Here is a 9,296-nt window from a genome sequence, read left to right as displayed (position 1 = left end):
TCGAGCACGCCGAGGACCTTCCCGCCCCGGCCGGCACGCGTTACGAAGTCCACGGACTGGATGTCGGCCAGGCCCTCGATGATCGGGCCGGTGCGTCCCTCTGCCTCCCCGACGGTGATGTCGGTGGCCGACCCGCGGATGGACACCCCGATGTTGGTGACGAAGTCCTCGTCGGTCAGGAGCTCGCGGTACGGGGCGACGACCTTGACCTTCCCGCGGATCCCGCCGGTGCTCTTGTCGACGTGGCCGGCCTCGAGCAGGATCGCGCCGATGTCACGCACAGATCGCTCCGGCCGGTCCGTGTTCTCGCTGGCCGAGGGGTGGTCCATGAACATCTGCAGGCCGGGCGTGAACAGGGGCGCGGCGGCTTCGAGGACCTGCCGGGAGTAGTACCCCGAGGACCCCCAGCCGGGGGTGATGAACTCGACCTCGAGCACACCGGAGGAGGTGTCGCTGCTCGTGGCGGCCTCGGTCAGGTTCACCTGCTCGAGGAGCTTCTTCGACATGACGGTGACCTCCGGGTCTGGGACGGGTTAGCGTTCGCGTGTGGGAATGGACGACGACGCGGACTGTGTCGAGCACGTCTGGGGTCTGGCCGAGCTGCACCTGACGCTGCGCGGCGCGGAGATGGTGTCCACGTGCGAGCGGTGCGGTGCGGTGTCCTACGAGCCGTCTCAGGCGGCCCGCCGGCCACCGCTCTGAACCGGGGCGGGGGCAACCACGTAGGAGTCCCGCCACCCAGGGGTGGTGCGTCGTACGGCCCAGGAGCTCATCGGGAACTCGCCGGCCACCCAGGCGTCGTACCGTCTGGTGCCGAGGATCGTCTTCTGGTCCGCGGCCGGTAGCCCATCGAAGTACGCCTCGGCGTCGGGCAGCAGCGACTCCGGCTCCTCCAGCTCAGGGAACCCGAGGTCGGCCCAGGAGCGGGTGACCGGCACCCGGGAGCAGCGGCACTGCTGGTGGCCCAGCGGCCCCGGTTCGGTCAGCGGGTGGGTGGTGCCGTGCTGGGCGAAGCACGCCGGGCAGGTCCGTGCGGACAGTGCCGCGGTCCACACCCAGCCGGCGAGCACGTCGGTGTGCTGGGCCTGGCCGACCGCGGCGGCGGCACGGTGCGCGTCGAGGGTCTCGGTGCGGGAGATCACCAGGGCGCGGGTGAGGCCGCCGTTGAAGCCACCCTCGGCGCGGGCCACGATCCGGCGGGCGGTCTCCCGTGGGTTCGACCCGGAGGTGACGCCGCGGATCAGCTCACGACGGACCGCGTCGTAGGCCTCGGCCGACAGGGGCTTGGTGCGCGCGGTGATCTGCTCGGTGGAGCGTTCCACGATCGCGGTGATCTGCCGCTCGTCGACCTTCGACCAGGCGTCCAGGTCGACGAGCTCCGGCGCGTTCGGGGGGAGCTGGGAGTCGATCACGCTGGCCTGTGCGCCGCCGGCGGCGTCGATCACGGCCTGGAGGTCGCTGGTGATTCGTACCCCAGCATCGGTGGCGAGGGTGTCGAGGTGGTCGGCGATGACCGCGAGCGCCTTCCGCAGCCGGGTCGAGCGGAGCAGTTGGGTGCGGGTGACCCGGTCGCCGGCCACGAGCATGTCGAGGAGGACGGCGGTGAGGTCGGGGGCGACTTCGTCCCAGGCGGTTGCCCAGGCGCGGACCAGGTGTCGGGCTTGGGCGTCGGTGACCGTGGCGAGCTCGTCGCGGAGTTCCTGCTCGAGGCGAAGGGTGCGGCGGGTGATGGCCATCGGGCTCACTCCTCGCCGGCGTCGCCGTGGTGGTTGTGGCTGCGGCCGCTGCAGTCGACGGCCAGCTGGGGGACGACGTGGTGGTAGCCGTAGCGGCAGTGGTAGCGGTCGTCGCCGCAGCGACAGCCCGTCACAGGCTCTCCAGCCACCCGTGTCGTTCGAGGCAGCGGACGCCGCGGGTGAGCTTCAACGGGCCGTCGACGCCGGCGATGGTGGCCTGGGAGGCGAGGGTGATGACCGCGGCCGACGGCAGCAGGCAGTGGTGACACCAGTGGCCGTGGTCGACGTCGAGGACTTCGAGGATGCGGTAGACGATCGGGACGGTGCGGACCGCGGCCATGGTCAGTCGATCCACACGATCCGGGTGGCGCCGCCATGGCCGTGCACGTGCTCGACGTCCGTAATCGAGTCCCACGCGCAGGTCTGCGCAACGAGGGACCGCCACCGGGTGGCGACGTGCCCGTCGGGGAACAGGACGCCGTCGGCGACGACACCGGTCCCGGAGATGCCGGAGACATCGACGTCGCGATGCAGCTCGAACCGGCGCGTGCGCTGGCCGGTCATCGCAGCGCCTCGGCCGGGTCCTGCCCGCGGCGGAACGCATCCACCGCGGCCTGCCCCGCGGTCGCGTCGGGGTCGACCCAACGGCCCTCGTCGTCGAGGAACGGCTGGAGGATCTCGTCGACGTCCTTGACCCGCAACGCCTGCAGCAGCAGCCGGATCAACACCGCCTTCGGTGCACCGACCGCGTCGGCCCGCTCGATTGCCTCCACCAGCGACTTCGGGTCCAGGTCGTCCAACGGCGGCCAGTCCACGTCCACGGTCCGCTCGACGTCACCGGCGAGCGTGATCACCTCACGGTCGTACTCGTCACGACCCACGATGCCGCGCAACGGCCCGGCCGGCGCCTTCACCGCCTGATCGACCACGTAGGACGTCAGCCGACGCAGCACGCTGGCCCACAGCTGCCGCCGCATCCCCATCTCGAGGATCAGCGGGTCATCGAGCGTCTCGGCCACTGCCCGGGCCCCGGTCTGTCCCGGGTCGGCGAGCAGCATCGTGACCGGCACACCCATGCCGGCGGCGACCAGCGACGCGAGCGGCTTGCCGGACTCGGAGTCGATGGTGGCGCCGGACTTCGGGATCGCCTCGAGGTGCACGCCCGGGCCACCGGCGGCGACACCACCGACCGGCGCCGCGGCACCGTCGACCGGCTGGGCGGCCCGGACCGCGCTGGCGGCCTTCCGGGCCCGGCTCGACTTGTCGCCGGTCAGCCGCCACGCGAACCGCGACAGCGCCTTCACCAGCTTCGCCCAGTCGGTGAGGAACCCGTCGTAGGCCCGCGCCCACGGCAACGCCGCATAGGCGTCACCGATCCCGAACTTCCACCCGTCGAGCCGGTTCACCGACACGTGCAGGATCGGTGCATCCCACTGGACGGGGATCCCGTTGATCGACCTGGGTCGCATCCGAGGCCGGTACCGCAGATCCGGGTGCAGCACCCGCCGGGTCTCCGTGCGGGTGCGCGTCTGCCCGCTGTAGCCCGGCTCCACGACCGTGGTCGTGTACTGGCGGACGTAGAACCACGGGTCGTCGCGGTCCTCGGGGTTGCTGATGATGTCCTGGATCTCGTCGAACGGCGTACTGCGGACCTGCACCCGGCCGGTCCTGGGAGCGGTGAAGCAGGCGAGGAACACATTCCCGTCAGTGCCGAGTGCCCGCTCCAGCTCCTCCTGCGCCTGCGAGCTCGTAAGCGCGGCCTGGTTCGACTCGTCGTCCCACCACGCCTGGACGACCTCGTTGACGTCCTCGTCGCGGCCGGTGAGAGTGACGCCCTGGCCCCAGATATAGCCGATGCGCAGGTTCAGTGCCCGCTTGACCATGGGGGACGCGATGGCCATGATCCGGCAGTTCGTGGCGATGCGCTGCAGGCCGGCCCGAGAGAAGTCGCGGTCGAGGTCGGCGGAGAGCCGCTGCCAGCCGCGGTCCTCGGCGGCGAGCTCGAGGTCAGCGAGGGACTCCTCGAGGACCTCGTTCATCGCCTCGGCTTCGGAGAGACGGGCGGTGAGGTCGACGACCTGCGCGGAGGGGGCGGTGGGCCACTCGCTAACTGTCATGATCGCCCCTCCCATCCTGTCGGTGGTCTGTCCTACGGTGCTGGGCATGGAGATGACACAGGTACTCGAGTCCTTGCTCACGGCGATCGATGAGGTCGCCAAGCGCACCGCGGACACCACGGGACAGGTCAGCAGCCGGGTGATCGCCGACTACGCCGCAGCTGCTCGCGACTTGGCTGAGGCAGCGGCGTGGCTGCGTGTTCCGAATCAGGCGCATGGAGGAAACACCACGGTGAGTGGGCCGCGCTAGTAGGGGGTGATCTGGAAGTCCTCAAGCTCTTCGTCGAGGTCGTCCTCAGTCAGCAGGTCCTCCCCGGCCAGCAGCGGCTGCAGGATCAGCCGGTTCAGCGCCTGCGACAGGGCGTCGACCTGGTCGTCGTTCGTGGCCGTGGGGAAGCCCGCGCACTCCTCGATCAGGCCACCCACCCACGGCGCCAACGCCGGCGCCGGGAGCCACACATTCTTGGCCTCCACCAGCGGCGACACTGCTCGCGCCCGGGCCTCCTTGCTGCCCTGCGGTTCCTCCGGCACGATCCCCGCCACACGCTGCTTCAGCGACGCGATCACCGCGGGCCCGTTCGCCTTGTCCTCGACCAGCTTCAGCACCGCCTGCGGCCATCGCGCCGCGAGCTGCTCGAACTGGTTGCAGGTCTCCACGAAGTCCCACCGGCCCCGGACCTGCTCAAGCAGGTAGGCGTCGGTGCCGCGGCGACCCCACACCTGGCCGACGACGTAGTCGGAGGAGTCGGTGTCCTTGAACGCCATGTCCCACGACATGAGGACGTCGTCGAACCCGAGGACCGTGCGGTGACCGTCCGGGTGCTCAACCCAAGGCGCCTGGTCGTACCGCTGCCACCACGCCCGCTTGAGGATCCCGCCCTCGACGGGGGAGGGACGACCCTGGTACATCGCGTTCCAGACCCGGGACCCGACCTCGCGGATCTTCTTCAACCAGTCCCGCACGGTGCGGCCTCGAGCTGATTCCATGAACTCACCGGGCTCTCGACCGAGCGGGTCGGGCTTGCCGTACTCCGGGTCAGTCTCGGGCAGCGAGAACGGGTCGACAGCCTGGGCTGCGATGTTGAGCACTTCCCACTCGTCGGGGTGCTCGGCCTGCAGCCACCCGGACAGGTCGTCGCGCCGCCACCTGGTCTGCACGATCACGACCGGCGCACCGGGCGCAAGGCGAGTCAAGGCCACGGACTCCCAAAACCTCTGCACGGTCTGCCGCCATGCCTTGGAGTCGGCCTGCTTCTCGTCCTTGTACGGGTCGTCGATGATCAGCACATCGACGGGCCGGCCGGTCAACGAGCCTTCGATGCCGACGCAGATCACGCCGCCCTGGTAGCCGAGAAGCTTGAACTCGTGCTTCTTCGCCGTCGACGTCGAGAGGGTGAGGCCGAGGTCGGGGTGGGCTTTGAGGTGGTCGCGGATCTGCTCGCCGAAGGTCTGGGCGAGCTCGAAGCCGTTGGAGACGACGGCGATGCGGAGGTTGGGGTTGCGGTGCAGCAGCCACAGGGGGAACCACACGGAGGTGCGTTGGCTCTTGCCCTCCTGTGGGGGCATGGAGATCATCTGTCGCTCGACCTCGCCGGAGGCGACTCGGGCGAGGGTCTGGTCGATGAGCTCGAGGGCGGGGGTCTGGCGGACACCGCGGTCGAGTGCCTGGGCCATCTCGCCTGGCGTTGACCAGGGGCGGTGGCGGAGTTCCGGGGCGAGGGCGGTCTCGATCATGTCGAGCCACAGGCCGTCGGCGGTCACGAGGTCACCTCGCTCCGGGCCCGGACGCACGAGACGGGTTCGGTGTCTGGAGACACTTCACCCGCCAAGTGAAGGATGCGACGTCTGTGGCGGTTGAGTCAAGCACCGCGCTGCTGCTCCCGCGTGTCGGGCTGCTCCAGGGCGTGCACGCACCGCGCCGACCCGCACACGGGGCACAGCCGCAACCCGGTGATCACCGGCCGCGCGACCTGCCCGTTCGGCATGACCGTGATCGGGCAGTAGCACGCTACTCGCCCCCGCCGCGGTGACCGTTCGGCCTCGGACTCGCCGCGGATGTGGTCGGCCAGCAACCCGATGTTCGACTCGTCCCACGTCTCCCGGCACTCCACGCAGAACCCACCCTGGGAGGCGAGGTTGACGCGCAAGGTGCCGCGGGTGCCGCACATCGGGCAGGTGTTGTCCGGTCGCCAGGCCGGGGAGTCCCAGCCGGTAGCGACACGGGCCTGGGTCCACCAGCGGCGGATGTCCTTGCCGGCGGCGCGGCGGGTGACCTCGTGCGCGGAGGGCAGCAGCGAGTGGAGGAGGCGGACGCAGCGGATGGTGTCGCCGGGGTCGTCTTCGCCGAGCTCGCGGACCCAGCGGGATGCTTCGAGGTCGATGCGGACGGCGACGTCGAGGGCTTCGAGACGGGCGGTGGGTTTGGAGCCGTAGCCGGGGCGGGGGCCGTCTTCGGCGGTGGGTGAGGGGGTGTCGGCGTGCCAGAGCTGTTCGAGGAGGGGTGGGACGGTGGTGAGGTGGTCTTGGCCGTACCAGGTGTCGCCTTTGCGGAGGGTGTAGTGGGCGCGGTTGGTGTGGCGTTCGGTGAGTTCGCGGACGTAGTCGGTGGTGTCGAGGGGTGGGGTTGTCATCGTGCGAGCTCCTGGAGGTCGTGGAGGTCGATCGTGGGGACGGGTAGGCCGGAGCCGGGGCACAGCGGCGCGCCGAGCCGCGACTGGGCGTGGTGCTGCCGCAACCGCGGGCGCTTGATCCCGACCACGACCCGGTAGCGGTGACAGCGGGGACAGCGAGCGACCCTCACGACTGCGCCATCGCCTTGACCCAGGCCGGGGCACCCGCGGCCGCCCGCCGGAGAAGACCACCGCGGCGCACGTGATCGGCCAGCACCGGGTCAAGCCCTCGGGTGGTCGTCGGCTTGAACCACTCGATCAGCAGCACCAGACCGGCCGGCGGAGGACCAGGCGGGTAGCCCATCGACACGGCTTGGCCGTCGCAGCCCTCGGTCCGGAAGCACGGGGAGAACATCGGCGTGACGCCATCGTCTAGGTCGACGGTGAGCCACGCACCGTGGCAGGTGTCGCACTTGTAGCCGTTGTACCGCGGCTCGAACGGCGGAGCCGGGTCACCAGCGGCCAGGGACAGGTGCGGGTTGCGGATCTTGCGTCGGTTGCTCATGCGGTCAACTCCAGAGTGATCGGCGCGGGCGCGTAGGGCTGGCAGTAGACGATGACGTCGCGGACCTCGAGCAGGCCGGCGCGCGACGGGTGTGGGTCGTGCACGGTCTCGAGGTCGACGTTTCCGACGACGACGTGCCAGAACGGGCCCCGCGGCGACGGCCCGGACAGCAGCACGTGCGCCTGGTGCTCACGACCCCACGCGACGACCTGGTCCCACGCGGCGGCGTACTCCTCGGGCACGGGGAACTCGAAGTACGTGAAGTCCCCGTCCCGCTCCCGGGCCCAGCGGCGCATCGCGGCGAACCAGTCGACGTAGGTCGCGAAGTGCGGCACCTGCTCGACGTCGAGGTCGAGCATCGAGGCGACCACGGTCTGCAGGCAGTTGCCGGGGATGCCCGCGGCGGAGTGCCCGTCCTCGCGGTCGGCGAGAATCGTCTGCGTGTGTGGCGTCATGCGCTCACCGCCGGGGTGATCGCCAGCCGCGCAGCCTTGGCCAGCGCGTCGACGTGGTCGTTCATCGGGTTCCCGGAGTGGCCCTTGACCCACGCGAACCGAACCTCACCGCAACGGTCGAGCACGTCGGCGACGAACGGCTGCCACAGGTCGACGTTCGCGACCTTCCGCCACCCACGTCGACCCCAGCCCACGTGCCAGGAGTCGGTGAAGCAGCGCACCACGTACTGGCTGTCGGAGACCACCAGCAGCAGCCCGGGCAGCGCCCGGACCGCCTCGTGCGCGGCCTGCAGCTCCATCCGCTGGTTCGTGGTGTCGAGCGCACCACCGGAGGCCTCGGGGCCACCGTCGATGGCCCACGCCCAGCCACCGGGGCCGACCTTGCCGGTCGAGGAGCCGTCGGTGTAGACGGTGGTGTACGGATGCGGGGTGTCCACGACCGGACCGATCACGCCGTCACCTCCCCGGCCACCGTCTCCGGCCCCCTACCGAGCCCCTGCAGGAACGTCCGCAACGCCAGATCACGATCCGCTGGCACCGGGTTGATCGCACCGAGCGCGGCCAGGAACGCCTGCACCACCAGCTGCGCCTTCTGCTGCTCGAGCTCGACATGCCGCTCAGCGATCCCCATGTCGTGCGCCGCCTTCGCGAACCGCACCACCCGATCCCGCCACTCCGCCTCCAACCGAGCCAGACCACGGACCTGCTCACCGGTCTCCACCCGCGCACCGTCGCGGCCAGCGGCGAACGTCGGGCCGACCAGGCCGGTGTAGTCCTCATCGACGACCTGGACCCGCAGCAGCTCCCCGTACAGGTCGGCGCGCATCACCGCGACCCGCAGCTGATCCATCACCGTCGCACCGGGATCGAGCGGGGCGGCGTCCTTGCCGGCGGCCGAGGACCAGGCGAGCAGGTTCGCCTCCCCCTGAGCACGCGCGATGTCGCGGGCGATCCCGCGGTGCAACCGGCACCGGTCGAGGCCGCGGAGGGCGACACCATGGCAGCGGACGGAGCCGCGCTTGGTGTTCTTCGAGCACTCCCACCGCTCGTGGTCGTCGCACCACGTCGCGCCGGACTGACGCATCGGGTCGTCGTCACACATCGGCCCGGTCATCGGGCACCGGCCTGAGTGTCGAGGGCCTGCTCGAGGAGGACGCGGTCTCGGAGTCGGACTCGTCCGCGTCGCTGTTGGATCCAGCGTCGGCGGCCGGCGGCACGGAGGTGGTTGGTGATAGTGCTGGGTGCGAGGTTGGCGGCTGCGCGCATGGCCGCGGTGACCTCGCTGGTGGGGTGCCATTGGTTGTCGTCGAGGAGGTGGAGGGCGGCGGTCCAGGCGGGTCGGCATCGGGGGGTGAGGAGCCATGTGGTGTGGCCTGTGTCGGCGGGGTGTGGGACACACTCGTGGGACTGACTCGTGACGGGCTCGCTGAGTGTGTCCCTGAGTCCCCCTAAAGGGGTGACTCGGGGGGACTCACTGACACACTCGCTCGCGCTTGCCCGTGGGGCCTTCTGGGACACACTCGGGACACACTCGGGGACACACTCGTTGGGGTCAGGAAACATGGTCGTCCTCGGTCTCTCGGTAGGGAGCGATGGAGTGGTGGAGCTTGGCTCGACGGGCGCCGTCGATGCGGGCGACGAACCCTTCAGTGACCAGGACCTGGATGGCGTCGCGGAGCCACTTGTCCTTGGCAGTGATTGCGTCCTTGAGGTCGGTGAAGGTGCACTGGTCGTTCTCTTCGATGAAGCGGGAGACCTTCTCCATCAGGCTGGTGGGGCGGAAGGTGCCGTCGTCGTTCTTGGGGACCTCTTCG

At 70.2% G+C, this 9,296-nt stretch carries 16 protein-coding genes; 2 read left to right on the top strand and 14 right to left on the bottom strand.

Annotated elements, in window-relative coordinates:
• Positions 1–506: hypothetical protein (locus ACYVIH_RS22945; protein ID WP_460871862.1), on the bottom strand; the 506-nt coding region annotated here is incomplete at its 3' end.
• Between the two features lie 40 nt (positions 507–546).
• Here ACYVIH_RS22945 and ACYVIH_RS22940 point away from each other — a divergent pair.
• On the top strand, positions 547–702 hold the full coding sequence (locus ACYVIH_RS22940) for a hypothetical protein (RefSeq protein WP_460871861.1): 156 nt from the start codon (positions 547–549) through the stop codon (positions 700–702).
• On the opposite strand, the gene ACYVIH_RS22935 is transcribed toward ACYVIH_RS22940, so the two are convergent.
• The 5 genes from ACYVIH_RS22935 to ACYVIH_RS22915 are packed head-to-tail and all read right to left on the bottom strand — an operon-like array spanning position 675 to position 3,853.
• On the bottom strand, positions 675–1,736 hold the full coding sequence (locus tag ACYVIH_RS22935) for a phage minor head protein (protein ID WP_460871860.1): 1,062 nt from the start codon (positions 1,734–1,736) through the stop codon (positions 675–677). The two genes, ACYVIH_RS22940 and ACYVIH_RS22935, sit on opposite strands and share 28 nt — an antisense overlap.
• 5 nt (positions 1,737–1,741) lie before the next feature.
• On the bottom strand, positions 1,742–1,870 hold the full coding sequence (locus ACYVIH_RS22930) for a hypothetical protein (RefSeq protein WP_460871859.1): 129 nt from the start codon (positions 1,868–1,870) through the stop codon (positions 1,742–1,744).
• Entirely contained in the window at positions 1,867–2,091 is a 225-nt protein-coding gene (locus ACYVIH_RS22925; RefSeq protein WP_460871858.1) for a hypothetical protein, read from the bottom strand. Before ACYVIH_RS22925 ends, ACYVIH_RS22930 begins: the two co-directional genes overlap by 4 nt.
• Positions 2,079–2,300, bottom strand: a complete 222-nt coding sequence (locus ACYVIH_RS22920; protein ID WP_460871857.1) for a hypothetical protein — start codon at positions 2,298–2,300, stop codon at positions 2,079–2,081. The genes ACYVIH_RS22925 and ACYVIH_RS22920 overlap by 13 nt, the downstream gene beginning before the upstream one ends.
• Complete coding sequence (locus ACYVIH_RS22915; protein WP_460871856.1) at positions 2,297–3,853, bottom strand: hypothetical protein; 1,557 nt, start codon at positions 3,851–3,853, stop codon at positions 2,297–2,299. Before ACYVIH_RS22915 ends, ACYVIH_RS22920 begins: the two co-directional genes overlap by 4 nt.
• Positions 3,854–3,899: 46 nt before the next feature.
• Here ACYVIH_RS22915 and ACYVIH_RS22910 point away from each other — a divergent pair, with 46 nt between their 5' ends.
• Positions 3,900–4,103 carry a hypothetical protein gene (locus ACYVIH_RS22910; protein ID WP_460871855.1) on the top strand — a complete coding sequence of 68 codons (204 nt, stop codon included), beginning with the start codon at positions 3,900–3,902 and terminating at the stop codon, positions 4,101–4,103.
• Here ACYVIH_RS22910 and terL read toward each other — a convergent pair.
• From terL to ACYVIH_RS22870, 8 genes are all read right to left on the bottom strand, one after another.
• Entirely contained in the window at positions 4,100–5,614 is a 1,515-nt protein-coding gene (gene terL / locus ACYVIH_RS22905) for a phage terminase large subunit (RefSeq protein WP_460871854.1), read from the bottom strand. The genes ACYVIH_RS22910 and terL overlap by 4 nt on opposite strands.
• 98 nt (positions 5,615–5,712) lie before the next feature.
• On the bottom strand, positions 5,713–6,483 hold the full coding sequence (locus ACYVIH_RS22900; RefSeq protein ID WP_460871853.1) for a hypothetical protein: 771 nt from the start codon (positions 6,481–6,483) through the stop codon (positions 5,713–5,715).
• On the bottom strand, positions 6,480–6,653 hold the full coding sequence (locus ACYVIH_RS22895) for a hypothetical protein (protein WP_460871852.1): 174 nt from the start codon (positions 6,651–6,653) through the stop codon (positions 6,480–6,482). Before ACYVIH_RS22895 ends, ACYVIH_RS22900 begins: the two co-directional genes overlap by 4 nt.
• Entirely contained in the window at positions 6,650–7,027 is a 378-nt protein-coding gene (locus tag ACYVIH_RS22890) for a hypothetical protein (protein WP_460871851.1), read from the bottom strand. The genes ACYVIH_RS22895 and ACYVIH_RS22890 overlap by 4 nt, the downstream gene beginning before the upstream one ends.
• Positions 7,024–7,482, bottom strand: coding sequence for a hypothetical protein (locus ACYVIH_RS22885; protein WP_460871850.1), 459 nt, complete (start codon positions 7,480–7,482; stop codon positions 7,024–7,026). Before ACYVIH_RS22885 ends, ACYVIH_RS22890 begins: the two co-directional genes overlap by 4 nt.
• Positions 7,479–7,934, bottom strand: coding sequence for a ribonuclease H family protein (locus ACYVIH_RS22880; protein WP_460871849.1), 456 nt, complete (start codon positions 7,932–7,934; stop codon positions 7,479–7,481). The genes ACYVIH_RS22885 and ACYVIH_RS22880 overlap by 4 nt, the downstream gene beginning before the upstream one ends.
• Positions 7,931–8,584: a hypothetical protein gene (locus ACYVIH_RS22875; protein ID WP_460871848.1), complete on the bottom strand. Its 654-nt coding sequence runs from the start codon at positions 8,582–8,584 to the stop codon at positions 7,931–7,933. The genes ACYVIH_RS22880 and ACYVIH_RS22875 overlap by 4 nt, the downstream gene beginning before the upstream one ends.
• Positions 8,585–9,034: 450 nt before the next feature.
• Positions 9,035–9,296: hypothetical protein (locus ACYVIH_RS22870; RefSeq protein WP_460871847.1), on the bottom strand; the 262-nt coding region annotated here is incomplete at its 5' end.

This window comes from Nocardioides pakistanensis (genome assembly GCF_054781215.1).
The sequence above is the reverse complement of the archived record's forward strand: the minus strand, read 5'-3'. Positions and strand labels throughout refer to the sequence as shown.